Genomic DNA, 20,772 nt, shown 5'->3' on the forward strand with positions numbered 1-20,772 from the left:
CCCGGCCCCCGGCCCGGCCGGGGCCGAGTCCGTCGAGGAGGACGCATGACCACCCTTGCCGACCCCGAGCCCGGCGGACGCCCCGACGACCTGAGGCGGGTCGCGGCCCTCACCGCGGATCTGGCCGCGCAGGGTGTGCACGGCATCGTCCTGGCCTACGTGGACACGTCGGGCGTCGGCCGGGTCAAGGCCGTCCCGACGGCCCGGCTGGAGTCGGCCGTGGCCTGGGGCGTCGGCATGTCGCCGGTGTTCGACACGTTCCTCGCCGACGACTCCGTGGTCACCACCGACGTCCTCGGCTCCCCGGACGGCGACCTCAGGCTCTACCCGGACCTCGACCACCTCGTCCCGCTGGCCGGCCAGCCCGGCTGGGCCTGGGCGCCCGTGGACCGGATCACGCAGGAGGGCGCGCGGCACCCCGGCTGCGCCCGGACCTTCCTGCGCCGGACCGTCGCGGACGCCGCCGAGCGCCACGGCATCGCCTTCAAGGCGGCGGTCGAGATCGAGTGGGCCGCCGGACTCGACTCGGCGCCCGCCGGGGAGTTCGTCCCGGCGGCCTCCGGGCCGGCGTACGGCGCGGTCCGCCAGGTCGAGCTGAGCGACTACACCGCCGATCTGCTGGCCGCGCTCGCGGCCCAGGGCGTGGACGTCGACCAGATCCATCCCGAGTACGCGCCCGGACAGTTCGAGGTCTCGGTGGGCGCGCTGGACCCGGTGGCGGCCGCCGACCGCAGCGTGCTGGTGCGGCAGACGATCCGCGCGGTGGCCCGGCGCCACCGGCTGCGGGTCTCCTTCGCACCCGCCTACCTCCCCGAGGGGGTCGGCAACGGCGGTCATCTGCACCTGTCCTGCTGGCGCGAGGGGGTGAACCTGCACGCGGGCGGCGACGGCCGGTACGGCATGACGGCCGAGGCGGAGTCGTTCGTGGCCGGGCTCCTCGCCCACCTGCCCGGGCTGACGGCGGTGACCGCGCCGAGTCCCGCCAGCTATCTCCGCCTGCAGCCCTCCCAGTGGGCGGGCGTGTTCACCGCCTGGGGCCGGGAGACCCGCGAGGCCGCCGTGCGGATCGTCACCGGCACGACGGGCCGCCACCACGAGGACGCCAACCTGGAGGTCAAACCCGTCGACCTGGCCGCCAACCCGTATCTGGCCCTGGGCTGTGTGATCGCCGCCGGGCTCGACGGCGTCGCGTCGGCCCGCCCGCTGCCCGACGAGATCACCGGCGACCCCGCCCGGTACGGCCCCGGCGAGGCGGCGGCCCTGGGTGTCCGGCGGCTGCCGCGGTCGCTGCCGCAGGCCGTCGAGGAGTTCCGCGCGGACGAGGTGCTGCGGGAGGCGCTGGGCCCGGTCCTCGCCGACGCGGTGACCGCCGTACGGCTCGGCGAGGCGGCGGCCGTCGAGGGGCTCGGGCCCGTGCAGGTGGCGGCGGCCTACCGCTGGGTGTACTGACCATGGCCGCACCGGGAGCGGTCCACGAGGTCCTCGCCGCGCTGCCGCTGGTGGACCACCACTGCCACGGCGCGGTGACGGCGGACCTGGACGCCGGACGGTTCGAGTCCCTGATCACCGAGGGCGCGGCCTGGCCCGGCGTCTCCCCCTTCGACAGTCCCGTCGGCGTCGCCGTGCGCCGGCACTGCGCGCCCCTGCTGGACCTCCCCCGGCACGCCCCGCCCGCCGACTACCTGGCCCGGCGCTCGGCACTCGGCTGGCAGGAGGTCCACCGCCGCTTCCTGACGGCCTCCGGAGCCGAGGTGTTCTGCGTGGACACCGGCTACGCGCCGCACCCGCTCACCACCCCCGCCGAGCTGGCGGCCGCGGCCGGCGCCGCCGCGCGCGAGGTCGTACGGCTGGAGCAGCTCGCCGAGGCGGTGGCGGCGCGGGGCGTGGAGGCGGGCGAGTACGCGGCCGTCCTGCGCACCGCCGCCGAGGAGGCCGTACGCCGCCCGGACGTGGTGGCGGTGAAGTCGGTCGCGGCCTACCGGACCGGCTTCGCCCTCGCCCCGGAGCGCCCCGCGGACGCCGAGGTGACACGGGCGGCCCGGCACTGGCTGGCGCGGGGCGGCCGGCTCACCGACCCGGTGCTGGTACGGCACCTGCTGTGGACCGCCGTCGATCTGGGCCTGCCGCTGCAGCTGCACACCGGCTTCGGCGACGCGGACGTGACGCTGCACCGGGCCGACCCCGCCCTGCTCACCGACTGGCTGCACCGGACCGCCGGCACCATCCCGGTGCTCCTGCTGCACTGCTGGCCGTACCACCGCCAGGCCGCCTATCTGGCCACGGTGTTCGAGCAGGTGTACCTGGACGTCGGTCTCGCCCTGCACTACACCGGCCCGGCCCGCTGCCGGGCGGTGCTGGAGGAGGCCCTGGAGATCACCCCGTTCCGCAAACTGCTGTACAGCTCCGACGCCTACGGTGTGGCCGAGTTCCACCACCTGGGCGCCCTGTGCTTCCGGCAGGGGCTCGCCGACCTCCTGCAGGACCGGGTGGACGCCGACGAGCTGAGCCTGGCCGACGCCCTGCGGATCGCGGCCTGGACGGGCCGCGACAACGCCCGCCGGGTGTACGGACCGCTTGTATCCGAACCGGCCCGCGATCCCAGCGGGCGCCCCGCACGGAAAGTATGATCAAGCAATGTCTGACATGACCGAGACCACGCCCGGCTGGCTGACCACGGATGAACTGGAAATGGCCAGGGCCCGGATGCCGATCCTGTACGTCGAGGCCGTGCCCGTGCGTGTGGACGACAGCGGTGAAGTCACCAGCATCGGACTGCTGCTGCGCATCGGTCCGGAGGGCACGGTGAGCCGGACCCTGGTCTCCGGCCGTGTGCTGCACCACGAGCGCGTCCGCGACGCGCTGCTGCGCCACCTGGAGAAGGACCTCGGCCCGGTGGCGCTGCCCCGGGTGCCCGCCTCCCTCCAGCCGTTCACGGTGGCGGAGTACTTCCCGACGGCGGGCGTCACGCCGTACCACGACCCGCGCCAGCACGCGGTCTCCCTCGCCTACATCGTGCCCGTGACCGGTGACTGCCGGCCCCGGCAGGACGCGCTGGACCTGGTCTGGTTCAGCCCCCAGGAGGCCGCCTCCGCGGCCGTGCAGGGTGAGATGCCGGGCGGACACGGGGTACTGCTGAAGCAGGCCCTCGCGCATGTGGGCCTGGCTCTCTGAGCTGGGACGCGGCGGGCGCCGATGCCACAATCGAAGACGGCACAGTCGACGGGGGGTCGTGTCAGGAGGCCGCCATGCGCGACTCGACCGAGGGCCTCTCCGCGCGGATCCGCCGTGACCTGCGGGCGGACCCGGCCCGGTCCCCGGGGCGTCGGACGCGCGGGATCCCGGGAGCGCGCTGATGTCCGGGGCGAGGGAGGGGAGGCCACCCCGGCAGCCCCTCCCCGACCTGCACGTGCGCCTGCGGTCCGAGCTGGGCCGGATCGACGAGCAGCTGCGTTCCCTGCTGTCCTCCATGGACCGGTTGCAGGGTCTGCTGGACGCGGTGGTGGCCATCAGCCGTGAGGTGGAGCTGCCCGCGGTGCTCCGCCGCATCGTGACCACCGCCATGGACCTGGTCGGCGCCCACTACGGGGCGCTGGGGGTGCTCAATGAGTCGGGCGAGCGCCTGGAGCAGTTCATCTCGGCCGGACTGTCCGAACAGGAGCGCAACGACCTGTCCGGTTCCGGCCTGCCTCGCGGTCTGGGGCTCCTGGGCCATCTGATCCACTACCCCGAACCGCTGCGGGTGGACGACATTCCCGCCCATCCGTCCTCCGCCGGGTTCCCGTCGGGCCATCCGCGGATGCGCACCCTGCTGGGCGTCGCCATCACCGTGCGCGGGGAGATCTACGGCGACCTCTACCTCTCCGAGCGGCTCGACGGCCTGCCCTTCGACCTGCACGACGAGAACGTCGTCGTCGCCCTGGCCAGCGCCGCCGGCATCGCGATCGAGAACGTCCGCCTGTTCGAGCGGGTGCGGGTCGGGGCCGAGCAGTTCCAGCGGCTGCTGCTGCCCACCCTGCCCGACCTGCGGCCGTTCACCGCCGCCGCCATCTACCGGCCCGCCGCCGAGCCCAGCCGGCTCGGCGGGGACTGGTACGACGCGGTCCTGCTGCCCGACCATGTGGTCGCGGTCGTCATCGGTGACGTGGTCGGCCACGATCTGCAGGCCGCGGCCGCCATGGCCGCCACCCGCAACATGCTGCGCGCCCTGCTGCTGGACCAGACCCGGCCGCCCGGGGCGGTCCTCACCCAGCTCGACCGGGCGCTGGAGACCGTCACCGACAATCCCGTCACGACCACCACCCTGGCCCGCATCGAGCCGGAGGGGGCGGGCTGGCGGCTGCTCTGGAGCACGGCGGGGCACGTCCCGCCCCTGGTGATCACCCATGACCGCCGTGCGGCCTACCTGCTCGCCGAGCCCGGTCTGCCGCTCGGCGTCGACACCGCCCAGCCCCGCCCGGACCACTCCCGCCCGCTGCCCCCGGACGCCACCGTGGTCTTCTTCACCGACGGGCTGATCGAGCATCCCGGCCACTCCATCGACGAGAGCCTGAACCAGCTCGCCGAGCTGGCCGCGGCGCACGCCTCCCTGTCCCTGCCGGACTTCGTGCGGACGCTGGCCGACCGGCACCCGAGCGACGGCCACGACGACATGGCCATCCTCGCCCTGCGCACTCCGTCCGTCTGACCTCCCGCGCCCCGGGCCCGCCGGACCGCGCCTCCCGTGGCCGGTGCCGGGACGGCCGGTCCCACCTGCGGGGCAACCGCCCGCGCGCGGCGATCCCGTGGAGGATCCACGGGAACCGGCGGATGATGGGCTACGGGGCGATGTCGAGACGGAGGTCGCCCGATGACTGACGCCCGGCACGAACGGCTGCGGCGGGGCGGCCTGGCCGCCCTCCAGATCTGCGTCCTCGCGGCGCTCTACACCGCCTCCGCCCGGGCCGGGCTGCTCCAGCAGCTGGTGCGCGGGCAGGTCACCCCGCTGTGGCCGCCGAGCGGTATCGCGCTGGCCGGCCTGCTGCTGTGCGGACCGCGGGTCTGGCCAGGTGTCGCGCTCGGCGCGTTCCTGGCCAACGTCGGGCTGGGACCGTCCCTCCCGGGCGTGCTCGCGATCACCGCGGGGAACACCCTGGCACCCGTCTGCTCGTACCTGCTGCTGCGCCGTACCGGGTTCCGTGTCGAACTGGACCGGCTGCGGGACGCGCTCGCCCTGATCTTCCTCGGCGCGTTCACCGGAATGCTGATCAGCGCGACGACGGGCAGCGGGACCCTCCTGCTGGCCGGCGCGCTGAACACGAACGGCTTCTGGCCCACGTGGTCGGTCTGGTGGACCGGCGACGCGATGGGCGTGCTGGTGGTCACGCCGGTGCTGCTCGTCCTCCGCTCGGCGCGGTGGCCGAGGCACGTCCCGCCGTCCCGGTGGCTGGAGGCGCTGCTGCTCATGGCGGCCACCGCCTGCATCGGCCTGGTGGAGACCGGCAGGACGCCCCTGCTGTTCCTCGGCTTCCCGCTGCTGATCTGGGCCTCGTTCCGCTTCCGGCTGGCGGGAGCCGCGCCCTGCGCGCTGGCCGTGTCGACCTTCGCCATCGTCTCCGCCATCCGGGGATCGGGGCCGTTCGCCGGACACGACCTGCTGACCAAGATGATCACGCTGCAGGCGTTCAACGCGTCCGCCGCACTGACCGCGCTGCTTCTCTCGGCGGTCATCAGCGAGCGGAACCGGACCGAGCGGGAGATCGCGCGCGCGTGCCGTCAGCTCGCCGGGATGGCGGCCAGGATCAGCACGGGGGACAGACAGCCGATGCTCCCCGCCCAGGAGAGCGAGGAACAGGAACAGACACGGCAGGGCCCGACTCCCCGCCCCTGAGACACCGGCGCCCTCCGCCCCGCCGCGCATCCGGCCGGGGCCCACGGTCCCGCGCCTCCCCGGCCGGCCCCGCCTCACAGGCCGCCGCCGTTCACACCGAGCCACACCCCATCGGCTGCCGCCGCCGTCTCCCGGGTCAGCACGGCATCCGGTCGTGGCGCGCGGGCAGGCCGGGCGGCATGGCGTCGTCCTTGGTCAGCGCGCGGCGCAGTTCGCCGCGCCGCCGGATGCCCAGCTTCTTGTAGGTGCTGGTGAGGTGGGTCTCCACGGTGCGCCGGGCGAGGTGCAGCAGCTCCGCGATCTCCGTGTTGGTGCGCCCGTCCGCGGCCAGTCGGGCGATCCGCAGTTCGCTGCCGGTCAGGGAACCCGAACCGGTCCGGACGGCGGCCGTCCGCCGGGCGCCGCCGGCCCGCAGGGCCTCCTCGGCGAGGCCGCGCAGGCGCAGCGCCCCCGCGCGCTCTGCCACCGCGGCGGCCTCCCGGAGACGGTCCCGGGCCTGGGCGCGCTCACCGGCCGCGATCAGCGCCCGGCCCTGTGCCAGCAGCGCGTGCGCCAGTTCCGCGCCGGCGCCCTCGGGCGCGTCCCGCAACAGCCGTACGGCCCGTTCGGTGAGTTCCAGGCCGCGGCGGCCCCCGGTGGCGGTGCCGAGCGCCCGCAGCGCCCGGCCGACCGTGCGGGGGGTGTCCCAGACACGGGCGAGGCGCAGTTCCTCCTCGGCCAGGGTGATCGCCTCGCCGGGCGCGCCGAGGGCGAGCCGGCACTCCGCGGCGGCGGACCGCCACGGGGTGACGACCGGGCTGCGGACCTCGCGGGCCAGCTGGCGGCGCCCGCACTCCAGGAAGTCGTGCAGGGCTCCGGCGGTGTCGCCGTCGGCGGCCCGCTGCACTCCTCGCGCGTAGAGGAACCGGTTCAGCTCCCAGGAGTCCGTCGCCGCGTGCAGACTGAAGGCGCCGGCCAGCCGCCGCGCCTCGGCGGTCCGGTTCTGGCCGACCAGCCCGAGCAGCACGTGGGCCTGTATGTTCCCGGGTCCCCCGTCCGGGCGGAGCGGGGGTTCGGCGGGCAGCCAGCCGTGGCTCCCCCGGGCGGCGGCGATGTCGGCGCGGGTGTTGAGGAGCGCGTCGTGCATCGGGTGCAGCAGGTCGGAGCGCTGCCCGGCCAGGCCCCGCTCCACCAGCCGTTCCGCCTCGTCCAGCTCGTCGGCCCACTGCGCGACCGCCGCGGCCGTCCCCAGCAGAAACGGTTCCGTAAGCGGGTCGGAGGGTTCGGCCAGCAGCAGGCGGAGCCGCCGCATGGCCTCCTGGGCCGAGGTGAGCCCGGCGGTCGCCGCGTACCGGACCAGGACGGCCCGGGTGGCCGGACCGAGCAGCTCGGGCGAGCGCTCCGCGGCGGCCGACAGCCGCCGGTACACGTCCCGGCGGACCGCCGGGTCGCGCTCGGCCAGCAGCGCGGAGGCGCTGCGCAGCACCCCGGACAGGTCCGGCCGGTCACCGGCGAGCTGCTCGTCGACGGCGGTCAGCACCTCCACGGCGCCGCCGATCCTGCCGCGTGCGGCCAGCGCGGTGCCGAGGGCGACGGCGGCCCGTACCCGCTCCCGCGGCGCGGCCGGCAGGCCCAGGGCCTCGGTGAGCCTGGGGACGGCGGCCGCGGCACCCCGGTCGGCGGCCTCCAGGGACCCCAGTTCCGTCAGCAGTCGCTGTCTGCGGTGGTCGGGCAGCGGCTCGTCGAGCGCCCTGCGCAGCAGCGGTACGGCCTCGGCCACCCTGCCTTCCCGGACGGCGTGGGAAGCGGCGTCGTGCAGCACGCTCGACGCCCAGGCCGCGCCCACCGGGCCGGAGTTCAGCAGCTGGCCGGCCATCGCCTCGGTGGACGCGCCGCGGCGCAGCATGAGTTCGGCGGCGCCCCGGTGGGCGGCGCGGCGCCGGGACTCGGGCACCCCTGCGAGCACCGCGTCGCGCAGCAGCGGGTGGGCATAGCGGTGGCGGCCGTCCGGGCCGGCCCGGAGCAGGCCGAGGCCGGTCATCGCGGTGAGCCAGCCGGACACCCGGGCCCGGTCGGTCCCGGTGAGCTCGGCGAGCAGGACCGCGAGGTCGACGAGCGGGCCGCCGGGCGGTCCGGCCGGGCCCGCGCCGTGCCGCTCGGCGTCCAGGGCGGCGAGCACCCGGGCGACCTCGGCCGTGCCGGAGCCGGCGCTGTCCAGCCACCAGGCCACGGCCGCCGCGTAGTTGCCGGCATAGAGGGCCGCGACGGTGTGCGGGAGGGCGTCGTGCGGTCCGGGACCGCCGAGGTCGTCCAGGAGGGCACGCAGCAGCAGCGGGCTCCCCGCACCGGCCCGGGCGCAGTCGTCGGCCCAGGTCCCGGGCGCGCCGGGGAAGCGCTCGCGCACCAGGGCGCCGGCGTCGGCGGGGGTGAGCGGTGCCAGGGTGTGCGCGCGGACCAGGGCGGGTGACAGGCCGTGCGCGAATCCCGGGGCGGGCGGATCGATGTCGTACTGGCTGCGTTCGGTGACGGCCAGCAGCACGGGGAGCCGGAGCCGGTCCACGTGCCGGGCCGTCTCCACCAGCCAGCGGTGGGAGGGGGCGTCGGCGAGGTGGACGTCGTCCACGGCGATCAGCAGCGGGGTCCGCTCCGCCTGCCGCAGCAGCGCCCGCCAGAGCAGTCCGGCCTGTTCGCGCTCCGTACCGGCCGCTTCGGTGCCCGTGGCGGGCCCGGTTAACTGCAGCACGGCCGCGAAGGGGGCGCCACCGTCACCGGGTGCGCAGCGGGCCCGCAGGACGCGCGTGCCGTGCTCTGACGCGTCCTGGATGGCCGACTCCAGCACGGTGGTGCGCCCGGTGCCGGTGGCGCCGCGCAACAGCACCAGGCCGCCGGCGTACGAGCGGGCGCGCGCCACGCCGGCGGCCAGCGTCGCGACCGCCTCACGGTGCGTCCCCGGCCATACGTCCTGTGGTCCGGACATGTCCTGCCTCCTCGGTTCGGACGTGGTTGCCGCACCGTCGAGGACGATCGGGGCGGGGTGGAGGTGTCGTGACACATCCCACGTCGGCGAATTTCCGCTTTCAGGGCAACCTTCGCGGCGGTGCGCTCGTGGTTGCCTTACGGGTGTTCTCGTGGTGGTGGCCGTGGTGGTCCACGATTGCGCGGGGCCGGGCCGCGACCGGAGGGTGGGAGCACCCGCCTGCCGGCGGTCGTCGAAGGCGGCAGGCTCGTGGACATGGGGGAGACACGTGCCCAGCTCATCGATGACCACCCGGACCGGCACGGAACCCGTGGCGCGGACCCGGGTGGCCGTGTACGCCTCCGACCCGATCCTGCGCGAGGGCGTGCACGGACAGCTGCGCCGGTTCCCCGAGATCGAGCTGCGCGAGGAGAGCGGTCCGGGCACGGTGGCGCTGATCGTCGACGACGTGCTGGAGGAGGACGCGCTGGCCCGGCTGCGCCGCCTGGTGCGCGGCGAGGGCGCGCGGGCGGTGCTCGTGGTGCGCTCGCTGCGGGAGGCCGAGCTGCTGGACGTGATCGAGTGCGGTGTGGGGGCCATCCTGTGGCGCCACGAGGCGACCGCGCACCGTCTGACGCAGGCCGTCCTGGCGGCGGCCCGCGGGGACGGCGACCTGCCCGCCGATCTGCTGGGCCGGCTCATCAACCAGGTGGGCACGCTGCACCGCAGTGCCTCGGGCCGGGCCGGAGCCGGACCGGCGGGACTGACGCCCCGTGAGGTGGACGTGCTGCGGCTGGTCGCCGAGGGGTTCGACACGGGGGAGATCGCGCGAAAGCTGTCCTATTCCGAACGCACCGTCAAGAACGTCGTGCACGGGCTGACCACCCGGCTGCACCTGCGCAACCGCGCCCATGCGGTGGCGTACGCCTTCCAGGAAGGTTACATCTGACCGGAGGGGCAGTCCGGACCGCCCCTGGGGGCAACAGTTCCTGCCCGCCGGCCGTCCCCCGGCACGCTCGCGGGGACCGGCGGGGGCACGGCAGGATCGGACGGGATCGGCAGCAGGCACGGCGGGGCGGGAGCGCGACGGTGATCCACGAGGTGGACGAGGTCCTCAAGGCCCTTCTCAGCGGCGGCGCCCTGGCCGGCTCCGGCATCGACGTCACCTTCGAGGCCCCCACCCGTGACTGGGCGGCCCGGCGCAACGGGCCCGTCGTGAACGCCTATCTGTACGACATCCGGGAGGACGTGCACCGCCGCCAGCGCGGCCAGCTGCCCGTCGTCGACGAACGGGACGTCGTGGTGAAACGCCGTCAGCCGCCCCGCTGGTTCCGGCTGTCGTACCTGCTGACCGCCTGGACCAAGCAGCCGCAGGACGAACACCGGCTGCTGTCCGCCGTACTGGCGACGCTGATCCCGCGCGAGCTGCTGCCGCCCTCGGAACTGCCGGGCGCGCTCGGCGAGCTGGGCATGGCGGTGCCGTTGTCGGTGGCCGGGATCCAGACGGAGTCGCGTTCGCTCGCGGAGATCTGGTCGGCGCTGGGCGGTGAGCTCAAGCCGTCCCTCGACCTCGTGGTCACCGCCCCGTTCCCGGCCTACCCGGAGTACGACGCCGGTCCCCCGGTCACCGAGGGCGCGGTGGTCCGGGTCCGCGACATGGACGGCTCCGGCCGGGCGGACGGGGAGCGCGCGCACCGGCCGCGGCAGGTGGCGGCGGCCCGGGAGGCCCGGAAGGACGCCCTGCGGCGCCGGAGCACGGGCGGCGGGTCGTGACGGAACCCACCGCGCCGACGGAGCGGACAACCGTGCGGACCACCCCGGCGGACCCGCCGGCCGAGGGCACGCACGCACGGACCAGCCCGGCGGACCCGCCGACCGAGGGGGTGGCGCCTGCGGCCGAGGCGCTCCTGGCGCGGCTCGCCGCCCTGCGGGAGCGGGTCGCCCTGCTGGTCGGGCACCGCGGCGAGGACGACCCCACCGCCGGCGATCCGCTGCGCGGGCTGTATCTGTCACAGGAGGCGGTGCGGCATCTGCTGCGCACGCCCGCGCCGTCGCCCGCCGTGCCGCCGGGACCGCCACAGGCGCCCGCGGACCGGCTGACCGCGCTGGCGGCTCGCCTCGGGCTCGCCGACCTGGACGTCATGCTGCTGCTGATCGCGCTGGCACCCGACCTGGACCGCACCTTCGAGCCGCTGTACGGCTATCTCAACGACGACGTCAGCCGGCGCCGGGCGACCACGGGACTCGCGCTGGACCTGTGCGCGGTGCCGGCCGGTTCGGCTCCGGCCCGGGCGCGGCTGCACCCCGGGGCGCCGCTGCGCGCGCTGGGGCTGCTGGAGGTGGAGGAGCCCGAACGTCCCTTCCTCAGCCGGGTCCTGCGGGTGCCGGACCGGCTGACGGCCCATCTGCTCGGTGACGACACGCCCGACCCGGCACTGTCCGGGCAGCTCCGCGACCTCCCCGGCCCGCCGCCGCCGGACCAGGGCGGGACCGGGTTCGGGCGGTTCACCGAGCGGCTGGCGAAGCGGCTCGCGGCCGGTCCGCCGCCCACCCTGTACCTGCGCGAGACCCGCGAGGGCGACGGCGGCGCCGCGGTCGCCGCGGCACTGCAGGCGGCCGGCCTGTCCGCGCTGTGCTTCTCCGGTCCCCGTGACCTGCTGCCCGCCCTGCTGCGCGAGGCCAGGCTGACCGGGCGTACCGTCGTCGTCACCGGCCTGCCGGACGAACCCGGGCCGCTGGTGGACGAGTTGACGGCGGCCGCGGACGTACCCGTGCTGATCACGGCCCGGGTGCCGTACGACCCGCACTGGTGCGTCCACGACCCGCTCGTCCTCGACGTGCCCGGGCGCCGGGCGGGCGCCGTCGGCGACTGGTCAGCCGCCCTGCACGAGGAGCCCGGCTTCGATCTCGCCGTCACCGTGGCCCCCTACCGCCTGCCCGGCGACCGGGTCGCCCGCGCGGCGCGGTCGGCCGAGGAACTGGCCGGGTTCGAGGGCGTCCGGCTCTCCCCCGCCCATCTGCGCCTGGCGGCCCGGCAGCAGTCCGCCTCCGGTCTGGAACGGCATGCCCGCCGCATCCGGCCGGACGTGGACTGGCGGGACCTCGTGCTGCCCGACCGGCCGCTGGCACAGCTGCGGGAGCTCGCCCTGCGCGCGCGGCATCGCGGCCGGGTCCTCGGCGACTGGCGGCTCAGCGCGGGCGGCGGGCGGGGCCGGGGCGTGCTCGGCCTCTTCGCCGGCGAGTCGGGCACCGGCAAGACCCTCTCGGCCGAGGTGGTCGCCGCCGAACTGGGCCTGGACCTCTATGTGGTGCAGCTGTCGTCCGTGGTGGACAAGTACGTCGGCGAGACCGAGAAGAACCTGGAGCGCATCTTCACCGAGGCCGACCGCACCGACGCCGTCCTCCTCTTCGACGAGGCGGACGCCGTGTTCGGCAAGCGCTCCGAGGTGAAGGACGCGCACGACCGGTACGCCAACATGGAGAGCGCCTATCTGCTGCAGCGGCTGGAGTCCTTCGACGGCATCGCCCTGCTGACCACCAACCTGCGCGCCAACATCGACGAGGCGTTCACCCGCCGCCTGGACCTGGTGGTCGACTTCCCGTTCCCGGACGCGGAGCAGCGCCGGGCCCTGTGGCGGCACAGCCTGGCGCACGTGCCGTGCGTGGACGGCATCGACCACGGGCCGGTGGCCGAGGGGTTCGAGCTGGCCGGCGGGTCCATCCGCAGCGCCGTGGTGACCGCGGCCTATCTGGCGGCGGGCCGCGGCGACACGGTCACGGCGGCCGACCTGCTGGAGGGTGCCCGGCGCGAGTACCGCAAGGCGGGCCGGCTGCTGCCGGGAGAGGGCTCCTGGTAGCGGCCGGCCCGGCCGGTCACACGGTGAGCTTGACGGCTTCCAGGTACCGGTCGTTCTCCAGCGCGCCGCCGAAGACGAACTCGGGGCGCTGCTTCACGCAACCCTGCTGGCCCCAGTCGAAGTTGTGCACGCGGGAGGTCTGGCACACCTCACCGGTGCCGACGTTGATGGCGAAGCCCAGCATGTGGGGATCGTCCGGCTCGGTACTGCCGACGTAGTTGTCCTCGCCGTCGGCGACGACGGCCGTCCAGCTCGGCGACCACTGTCCCTTGCCGTCGGTCGAATCGTCCTTGTGCAGGAAGGCGTTGGCGGCGGAGCCGCCGACCCCGGTGACCGCGATGTTCAGGGCCTTGATCGGGGTGTCGCTGCCGACGGTGCCCGCCATGGTGCCGTCGCACACCGGCTTCTGCCAGCCGTCCCCGGTGACGAAGGCGCGGTAGCACACGTGCCGCCCGCCCGGGTCGTCGTCGGCGAGGCGCCGTACGGCCGTCGCGGCGGTCTCCTCCGGCGCCTCCTCGGTGACGGTGGCGGCCGGACCGCCGCCGTCCCCTCCCCCTCCTCCGCCGTCGCCGCCGTCGTCACCGCTGTCCGGCTCCGCCGGGGGCGTGGTGGCGGCCGCCGTGGGCGGCGGCGGTGGGGTCACCGAGGGGGACGTGCTGGGCGCGAGGGCCGCACCGGCGGCGACCTTCGGCGTCGCGCCGCTGCTCACGCCCGGCTTGTAGGCGATCCACAGCATCACGAACGTGATCGCCAGCGCGGTCAGCACGCCGAAGAAGGTGGCCAGCCAGCGCGGCAGGAACCCCCGCTGGACGTAGGTCCCTTCGACCGGGAGCGGGTCGGCGCCCGAGCGCAGCACCGACAGGGTGAACGGACGCTGCTCCTTCGCGCCGAACCAGATGATCCGCCGTGGCTTCAGCGTGGCCTTCACGAACGCCGCGCGGCCCGGTTCGATCTGCACACTGCCCGGGTGGATGTCGTACGACAGCTGGTCGCCGTTGTCGCTGCCCGCGATCGACGCCGTCAGCCGGGTGTTGCCGATGTTGTCCACGGCCAGTCGGGGGCGCCCTCGGAAGCGCCCCTTCACCGTGGGCGGCACCAGCTCCGCCCGTAACTCCGTGAAGGGGGTGACGGTGAGGTTGCCCTCGGGTACCGTCACCGCCTCCGGGTGTTCCGTCGGCGTGATCCGCACCGCGTACGGGTTGGGTCCCGCCGTGGCGTCCGGGGAGCGCGGCGGCGCGAAGCGCAGTTCCACCGCTCCGGTCGTGCCGGGATACAGGCGCAGCGTCGGGGGCTCGACCGTCGTCCACGGCGCGAGCGGCCCCACCGGCTCGAAGCGGTACTCGTCCACCACGTCACCGGTGTTGCGCACCCGCAACCGCACCGTCGTACTGCTCCCCGCGTCCACGGTCGCCGAGGCGGGTTCGAGAGAAGTCCACAGGCTCACCCGTCGACGCTAAGCCGGAGCACGGCGGCGGGTCAGCGGACCGGGGGGCAGTGTGGGTGTCCGAAGGGGCAGAGTTGCCGCAGGCGCCCCGCCGCGGGGCGCCTGCGGGGCGGCTCACAGGTCGCGGTGGAAGCGGTTCTCCTCGTCCGCGACGAAGTGCCTGAACGCCTGCTCGGCGAAGCCGGTCCACTGGTTGTGGTGCAGGATCGGGACGCGGCGCAGCTCGACCAGGATCTGCTTGCGGTGCGCGGGCGCGTCCGCTCCGCCGTCCTCCCGCGCCGTGGCGGGGATGTCGCGGGGCTGCATGCCCGACGGCCACACCGGGTCCCTGCCCGCGAGGACCTCGGTCACGATCCGCCGCATGTCGTCGTCGGCGTCGGCCGGCGTCTCGTCCAGTCCGATCAGCAGATCCACCACGTCCCGCACCGTCGTCCGGGCACCGACGACCCCGTCGGCGACCAGGCTCTTCCACAGTGCGCCCAGGTCCGTCTTGACGAGGACGGGCTGGTCCTTGTCCAGCTTGGTGTGGAAGTCGGCGGTGTGCAGTACGGCCGACGCGATCGCCTGGAGCAGGCCCTTGGCGCTGCCCAGCGCCGCGGCGGTCGGCTCGGGCATGCGCAGGCTCTCGGCCAGCCGGTCCGCGGGGAGGGCCTCGATCGCCCGGCCGATGGACGCCACTGCCGCGACCTCGTTCCCGGTCCGCCGCGCGTCCCAGTACGGCCCCCCGACGCTGTAGTAGTCCTCGGCGTGCTGCTCGTCGGAGTCGGCCTGCTGGAAGACGCCCGGCAGCGCGTCCAGCGGGATGTCGGGGTTGACCTGCGGCTGGGCGGTGTCGTCCTTCTTCTCCATGGTCACGTACATGTCGCCGATCTCGAACTCCTGCTCGTCCCGGTAACGGAGGAGGTCGGCGGCGACCCTGCTGATCTCCTTGACGGTCGCCGTGAGCCGGGCGAGGTCCGCGAACGGCTCGGTGACGAACTCCAGGTTGCTTCCGTCCTGCTCCAGCTTCCAGGTCCTCCCGTAGAGCGGGGCCCGGATCGGCTGCACCTCCGCCTCCGAGTCCGAGACCGACTCGTCGGACGAACGCACGTAGGCGTCGCTGTACAGCTGCTGGAACTCGAAACCGACCCGCGCACCCGTCTCCACCCGGCGTTGCACCGCCGCTCCGTCGCCCGTCACCGGCGCCGCCGGGGACGTCTCGGCGCCGCTGCGCGCGGGGGCGCCCGGTTCCGCCTCCACCGCGCGCTGCACGGGAGCCGGGCCGGACATCACGCGGGCGGCGTTGGCCTCCGCGGCCCGCTCGAACCGGTCGCCGGGGTCGCTGACGCTGAGCCCGCCACCGGTGTCGGTGCCGGCGACCGGTCCCCGGCGTTGCTGGAGGACGTGGGTGAGTTCGTGCGCCAGCGTGTGCTTGTCCCGGCCGTTCCAGACGACGTGACTGCCCGAGGTGTAGGCCGACGCCCCGATCTCCGCCGCGGACCGCTGGGCCACGACGTCCGTGTGCAGGCGCACCCCGCCGAAGTCGGCGCCGCCGAACCTGCCCTCCATCTCGGAGCGCAGCCCCGTCTCCATCGGCGTGCCGGAGCCGCGCAGCACCTGGTGCACGAGGGAGCGCTGCACGGCGGGACCGTGCCCGCAGTTCGCGTCGTGCTCGTGCCGCCCGGCCTCGACGGCCGCCGTGACGGCGGCGTTGCCGGCCGCGCGCTGGAGCGCGAGAATCCCGGCGGCGCGCCCCGGCGGCAGCGGTGACCGGGCCGTGCGGGCGCCCTCGGCCCGGCCCGCGGCGGCCTGGTCGCTTCCGTTGTGCTGTGCGCGCACACGCGCTCCCCTCGACGGCGGCTTCACCCGCGTCCTGTGACGTCCCGCCGCCACGCTCCCGTCCTCCGGCCGGGAGGCGGGATTTCGGCGGCACCGTTCCGGTCCTACCGGCCGGACGGGCGGGCGGGGAAGGTACGCAAGGGCAGTCCCGGGGGCAACGCGGCCGGTTGCCCTTCGGGGCAACGGGCCTGCCCCCGGTCCGGTCCCGGAGGACGTTCCGCCGGCGGTTCACGCGCGTGAGGCTGAAGGCAGTCCTGTCTCGTACCCCTGAGGAGAGCAGAGCATGCCGTCCTACCTGTCGCCCGGCGTCTACGTCGAGGAGGTGGCCAGCGGTTCGCGCCCGATCGAGGGGGTGGGCACGTCGGTCGCGGCCTTCGTGGGGCTCGCGCCGACCGGCCCGCTGAACGAGCCGACGCTGGTCACCAACTGGAGCCAGTACGTCGCGAGCTTCGGTGAGTTCACCGACGGGTACTACCTCGCGCACTCCGTCTACGGCTTCTTCCAGAACGGCGGCACCGCGGCCTACGTCGTCCGAGTGGGCGGCTCGGCCGAGGGCGTCGCCCCCCAGAACGGCTCGGCCGGCCGGACCCCCGCCGTGCCGGCCGAGTCCGCGGCCCCGGCCGCGCTGCCCGCGGCGGAACCGCGGCAGCTCGGCACGTTCGCCGTGACGGCCCTCGCCTCCGGCGCCCAGGGCCCGCTCAGCGTCGAGGTCGCCGACCCGGAGGGCGAGGGCCCGGCGGAGCGCTTCCGGCTCATCGTCAAGGACGGCGACAAGGCGGTGGAGACCTTCGACGTCACGGCGAAGAAGACCGGCCGCAACTACGTCGTCACGCAGGTCAAGGAGCGCTCCCGGCTGATCGCGGTGACGGAGGCCGCGCCGACCGCGCAGCTCGCCCGGCCGGACAACCAGACGCTCGCCCTCCCCGCCCCGCCGGCCGCCGCGGCCCCGGCTCACGAGGCGCCGCCGGGCGCGTCGCAGGACGCGCACCCGGGCCCGGCCCACTACCTCGGCGACTCCGCCGACCGCACCGGTTTCGGCGGCCTGGAGGCCGTCGACGAGATCTCCATGGTCGCGGTGCCCGACCTGATGGCCGCTTACCAGCGCGGGGCGATCGACCTGGAGTCCGTCAAGGCGGTCCAGCTCGGCCTGATCGCGCACTGCGAGCTGATGGGCGACCGGGTCGCCGTCATCGACCCGCCGCCCGGCATGAACGCCCGTCAGATCCGGGTGTGGCGGCAGGAGACGGCCGGCTACGACTCCAAGTACGCGGCCCTGTACTACCCGTGGATCAAGACGTTCGACCCCGGCAGCGGCCAGAGCCGGCTGGTGCCGCCCAGCGGACACGTGGCCGGCATCTGGGCCCGCAACGACTCCGAGCGCGGCGTGCACAAGGCGCCCGCGAACGAAGTGGTGCGCGGTGCGGTGGACCTGGAGATCCAGATCACCCGGGGCGAGCAGGACCTGCTCAACCCGATCGGCGTGAACTGCATCCGCGCCTTCCCGGGCCGCGGCATCCGGGTGTGGGGCGCCCGCACCCTCTCCTCCGACCCGGCCTGGCGCTACCTGAACATCCGCCGGTACTTCAACTACCTGGAGGAGTCGATCCTGATCGGCACCCAGTGGGTGGTGTTCGAGCCGAACGACCACGCCCTGTGGGCCCGGATCCGGCGCAACATCTCGGCGTTCCTGGTCAACGAGTGGCGCGCCGGCGCGCTGTTCGGGCAGCGGCCGGAAGAGGCGTACTACGTCAAGTGCGACGAGGAGACCAACCCGCCGGAGTCGGTCGACGTCGGCCGGGTGGTGTGCGAGATCGGCATCGCCCCGGTCAAGCCGGCCGAGTTCGTGATCTTCCGGCTGGCCCAGTTCTCCAGCGGTAACGGTGAGCTGGAGGAGTAGGCGCACCGCCGCCCCGTGCTCCGCCCTCTCCCCCGCCCCTTCCACCTCTGATCCCTGAAGGACAGCGAACACATGAGTCTCCAGCAGGGTGACGCCCTCACGTCACACAACTTCGGCCTCCAGATCGACGGTGTGATGGTCGAGTACCTGGCCGAGGTCAGCGGTCTCAGCATCGAGCAGGACGTCATCACCTACCAGCAGAACACCCCCAACGGCCAGAACGTGGTCAAGAACCTGCCGGGTGTGAAGAAGAACGGCTCCTGCACGGTGGTGCGGGGCATGACCCAGTCGGCGTCGTTCACCCAGTGGATCAACGAGTCCATCGCCGGCCACATGACCACGGCCCGGAAGAACGCCTCCATCATCATGATGGACTTCGAGAACAACCCGGTGAAGCGCTACCACCTGCGCAACGCCTGGTGCAACAAGATCGACGCGAGCACGGTCAAGGCCGGTGAGGCCTCCGCCCTCACCGAGACGGTGACCATCGCGTTCGAAGAACTGGTCATCGAGTAATGCGCCGCACGGCCTCCAGGGCGGCCGGCGCGGTCGCCCACTCCGACGGGGACCCCGCGGACCAGGGCGGGACGGGGACGGACGCCACGGCTCCGGTACCGGCCGCGGCCGGGGCGCCGCCTGCCGCGCGGCAGGCCGCGTATCAGCAGGACGAGTTGCGCACCGAGTTCCGGTTCCAGCTGCCGCGCGGCTACGTCGACGAGTCGGGCACCGTCCACCGGGACGGCGTGATGCGGCTGTCGACGGCGCGCGACGAACTCCTACCGCTGCGGGACGTGCGGGTCCAGGAGAACCCGGCGTTCCTCTCGGTCGTCCTGCTCGGCCGGGTCATCACCCGGCTCGGCACGCTCCCGATGGTGCACGACGGCATCGTGGAGAACATGTTCGCCTCCGACCTGGCGTTCCTCCAGGACTTCTACCGCCAGATCAACGCGGAGGGCCACACCCGCGCGGCGGTCGAGTGCCCGCACTGCGCCGAGTCCTTCGAGGTGGAACTCGGCGGGAGCCGCCTGGGGGAATCGTGACGTACGCGACCGACCGGCTGCACGAGGAGATCGCGTACATCGCCTACCACTTCCACTGGAGCATGGAGGACATCCTGGACCTGGAACACCGCGACCGCCGCCGGTGGACGGGCGAGATCGCGTCCCTGGTGACGCGCGCGGCGTCGGAGGGCTGACGGGTGGGGCTCTGGGACCGGCTGCGCGGAGACACGGCGAAACGCCGGCCGGCGGACGCGGCGGTGACGGCGCAGGCGCCGACCTCTACGGCGTCGGCGCGGAGGCATCCGGCCGACGCCCCGGCCGACCCGTCGCCCAAAGACACGGGCGCCGGAGCATCCGGGGTGGGTGTGCCGGGTGCCGGAGGGACCGGGGGTGGCGTGCCGGGCGCCGGGCGGTTCGGTGGCGGGGCGGGGTCGTCCGCGTCGGCTCCGGGCCGGCCGGGGCCGGCACCGATCCGGCGCAGCCTGACCGTGGGCGCGCCCGGTGTGTCGGACGCGGCCTTCGGCAGCCGGCTGCCCACATGGCAGAACCCGTCGTTCACGGCCACGGCCTCGCCCTCGGTGCTGGACGGCCGTTCCAGCGCCGGGCTGACCGGCGGCATGCCCCGGCCGGCCCCGGCGCGTCCGGTGGCGGGCCTGGAACTTCCCGCCGGGGGGCTCCCCCTCGCGGGTCCGGCCCCGGCGGTTCAGCGGGCTCCGGCCGTGCCGCTACGGCTGTTGCCGCCGACGGTGCCGGGTGGCCCCGGTCCGGCCGCACCGACGATGCCGCGCCGCGTCACGACACGCGTGCCACAGGCACGCCCCGCGTCGGTGGCGGGTACGAGTGCGGGGGCCGGCGGGGCTTCCGGCGCGGGCACGGGCACAAGTGCGGACATGGGCACGGGTGCGGGTGCCCCCTCGGAGGGGGGCGCCGGGACGGCACCGGCACCGAGTCCGGCTCGGGTCCCGAGGAAAAGCCTCGGGCCGCACCCGGCCGCCGTGACCACGACTGCCGCCGGGCCCATGGGTTCCGCGCCGGTCCCGGCATCGCAGGGGGCCGCACGCCCGGACCAGACCAGGACCGGAAGCGGAACTGGTGCCGGTGCCGGAAGCGGCCCCGGTGCCGGGAGCGGAACGCGGACTGGTGCCAGCGCCGGTAGCGGAACTGGTGCGGGTGCTGGACTCGGCCTCGGTGCCGGTGCCGGTAGCGGAACTGGTGCGGGTGCCGAATCCAGGACCGGTGCCGGCTCCGGGGCCGGAAGCGCGACCGGTGCCGGTGACAGGGCCGGGAGCCGAACCGGTGCCCGTTCCGGTGCAGTTGCCGGGACACGCGCCGGTTCCGGTCCTGGCCCTGGCGCGTCCGCCGGTCCCGGTCATGGCGCGTCCGCCGGTTCCGGTGCCGCGGCACCCACCGGTTCCCGTCCCGGGACACGCGCCGGTGCCAGGACGGCGGCCGGGCACGGCGTCCCGGTCTCTCACGCCGCCTCCACCAGCGTCCCCTCCTCGGGCCCCGCCACGGCCGGCCCGACGCCCGGCGTGCAGCGGTCGGTGGCCGTGTCCGAGGGGCCGGCAGCGCCTGTCGTGCCGGGCTTCCCGGCCGCGCCGAACGGGCCCGGAACCGCGGACGGCTCGGCCGTCGTACGGCCCCGCCCGTCCGCGTCGTCCGCGATCACGCCGGTGCGCCCCGCGTCCGGCCTGCGGGTACGGACCGCCGGTACGGACCCGGTGCCGTCGTCGCCCTCCTTCACCAGCGCCCGGACCGCGACGCCTCCGGTGCAGCGCCGCACCCTGCCGGTGGCACGTCGGCTGTCGGCGCCCTCGGACTCCGGCGCGAGCCACCCGGTGACGGCCGAGGACACCGGCGGGGCGGCGGAGCGAGGGGGCCACCGGGACGGCGGCACCCTGCCTCCCGGCACCTCGTCCGCCCCGGCTCCCGCTCCCCCTTCAACTCCGGCTCC

Annotated in this window: 16 protein-coding genes; 12 read left to right on the top strand and 4 right to left on the bottom strand. The window is 74.9% G+C overall.

What is annotated here, in order from left to right; translation table 11 throughout:
* Positions 1–45: 45 nt before the first annotated feature.
* The 5 genes from FHS34_RS24435 (at position 46) to FHS34_RS24455 (ending at position 5,866) form a co-directional block, all read left to right on the top strand.
* Positions 46–1,449 carry a type I glutamate--ammonia ligase gene (locus tag FHS34_RS24435; RefSeq protein ID WP_184969014.1) on the top strand — a complete coding sequence of 468 codons (1,404 nt, stop codon included), beginning with the start codon at positions 46–48 and terminating at the stop codon, positions 1,447–1,449.
* Between the two features lie 2 nt (positions 1,450–1,451).
* Complete coding sequence (locus tag FHS34_RS24440) at positions 1,452–2,627, top strand: amidohydrolase family protein (RefSeq protein WP_184969016.1); 1,176 nt, start codon at positions 1,452–1,454, stop codon at positions 2,625–2,627.
* A 16-nt stretch (positions 2,628–2,643) separates the two neighbouring features.
* Positions 2,644–3,171 (top strand): NUDIX hydrolase family protein, encoded by a 528-nt coding sequence (locus FHS34_RS24445; protein ID WP_184969614.1) that lies wholly within the window; start codon positions 2,644–2,646, stop codon positions 3,169–3,171.
* A 181-nt stretch (positions 3,172–3,352) separates the two neighbouring features.
* Complete coding sequence (locus FHS34_RS24450; RefSeq protein ID WP_184969019.1) at positions 3,353–4,684, top strand: PP2C family protein-serine/threonine phosphatase; 1,332 nt, start codon at positions 3,353–3,355, stop codon at positions 4,682–4,684.
* A gap of 162 nt (positions 4,685–4,846) precedes the next feature.
* Positions 4,847–5,866: an MASE1 domain-containing protein gene (locus tag FHS34_RS24455; protein ID WP_184969021.1), complete on the top strand. Its 1,020-nt coding sequence runs from the start codon at positions 4,847–4,849 to the stop codon at positions 5,864–5,866.
* A 136-nt stretch (positions 5,867–6,002) separates the two neighbouring features.
* Here the strand turns inward: FHS34_RS24455 and FHS34_RS24460 are convergent, their stop codons facing one another.
* Positions 6,003–8,822, bottom strand: coding sequence for a LuxR C-terminal-related transcriptional regulator (locus FHS34_RS24460; protein WP_184969023.1), 2,820 nt, complete (start codon positions 8,820–8,822; stop codon positions 6,003–6,005).
* Between the two features lie 283 nt (positions 8,823–9,105).
* On the opposite strand from FHS34_RS24460, the gene FHS34_RS24465 reads away from it, so the two are divergent.
* From FHS34_RS24465 to FHS34_RS24475, 3 genes are all read left to right on the top strand, one after another.
* A complete protein-coding gene (locus FHS34_RS24465; RefSeq protein ID WP_184969616.1) occupies positions 9,106–9,750 on the top strand; it encodes a response regulator transcription factor in 645 nt (214 codons plus the stop codon).
* Between the two features lie 140 nt (positions 9,751–9,890).
* Positions 9,891–10,574 (top strand): Pvc16 family protein, encoded by a 684-nt coding sequence (locus FHS34_RS24470; RefSeq protein WP_184969025.1) that lies wholly within the window; start codon positions 9,891–9,893, stop codon positions 10,572–10,574.
* A gap of 32 nt (positions 10,575–10,606) precedes the next feature.
* On the top strand, positions 10,607–12,658 hold the full coding sequence (locus FHS34_RS24475) for an ATP-binding protein (protein ID WP_184969027.1): 2,052 nt from the start codon (positions 10,607–10,609) through the stop codon (positions 12,656–12,658).
* 16 nt (positions 12,659–12,674) lie between these two features.
* On the opposite strand, the gene FHS34_RS24480 is transcribed toward FHS34_RS24475, so the two are convergent.
* A complete protein-coding gene (locus FHS34_RS24480) occupies positions 12,675–14,102 on the bottom strand; it encodes a hydrolase (protein ID WP_184969029.1) in 1,428 nt (475 codons plus the stop codon).
* A gap of 114 nt (positions 14,103–14,216) precedes the next feature.
* Entirely contained in the window at positions 14,217–15,920 is a 1,704-nt protein-coding gene (locus FHS34_RS42690; RefSeq protein ID WP_225817725.1) for an eCIS core domain-containing protein, read from the bottom strand.
* Between the two features lie 283 nt (positions 15,921–16,203).
* On the opposite strand from FHS34_RS42690, the gene FHS34_RS24490 reads away from it, so the two are divergent.
* From FHS34_RS24490 to FHS34_RS24505, 4 genes are all read left to right on the top strand, one after another.
* The gene (locus FHS34_RS24490) at positions 16,204–17,817 is read left to right on the top strand and encodes a phage tail sheath family protein (RefSeq protein WP_184969030.1); all 1,614 of its coding nucleotides are present in this window, start codon (positions 16,204–16,206) and stop codon (positions 17,815–17,817) included.
* A gap of 72 nt (positions 17,818–17,889) precedes the next feature.
* On the top strand, positions 17,890–18,333 hold the full coding sequence (locus FHS34_RS24495) for a contractile injection system inner tube protein (RefSeq protein ID WP_184969032.1): 444 nt from the start codon (positions 17,890–17,892) through the stop codon (positions 18,331–18,333).
* On the top strand, positions 18,333–18,857 hold the full coding sequence (locus FHS34_RS24500) for a hypothetical protein (protein ID WP_184969034.1): 525 nt from the start codon (positions 18,333–18,335) through the stop codon (positions 18,855–18,857). The genes FHS34_RS24495 and FHS34_RS24500 overlap by 1 nt, the downstream gene beginning before the upstream one ends.
* Positions 18,854–19,012, top strand: a complete 159-nt coding sequence (locus FHS34_RS24505; RefSeq protein ID WP_184969035.1) for a DUF6760 family protein — start codon at positions 18,854–18,856, stop codon at positions 19,010–19,012. Before FHS34_RS24500 ends, FHS34_RS24505 begins: the two co-directional genes overlap by 4 nt.
* A 1,277-nt stretch (positions 19,013–20,289) precedes the next feature.
* Here the strand turns inward: FHS34_RS24505 and FHS34_RS24510 are convergent.
* On the bottom strand, positions 20,290–20,715 hold the full coding sequence (locus FHS34_RS24510; RefSeq protein WP_184969038.1) for a hypothetical protein: 426 nt from the start codon (positions 20,713–20,715) through the stop codon (positions 20,290–20,292).
* Positions 20,716–20,772: the final 57 nt, after the last annotated feature.

The sequence above is a fragment of the Streptomyces echinatus genome, assembly GCF_014203595.1.
GTDB classification, from domain to species: Bacteria; Actinomycetota; Actinomycetes; order Streptomycetales; family Streptomycetaceae; genus Streptomyces; species Streptomyces echinatus.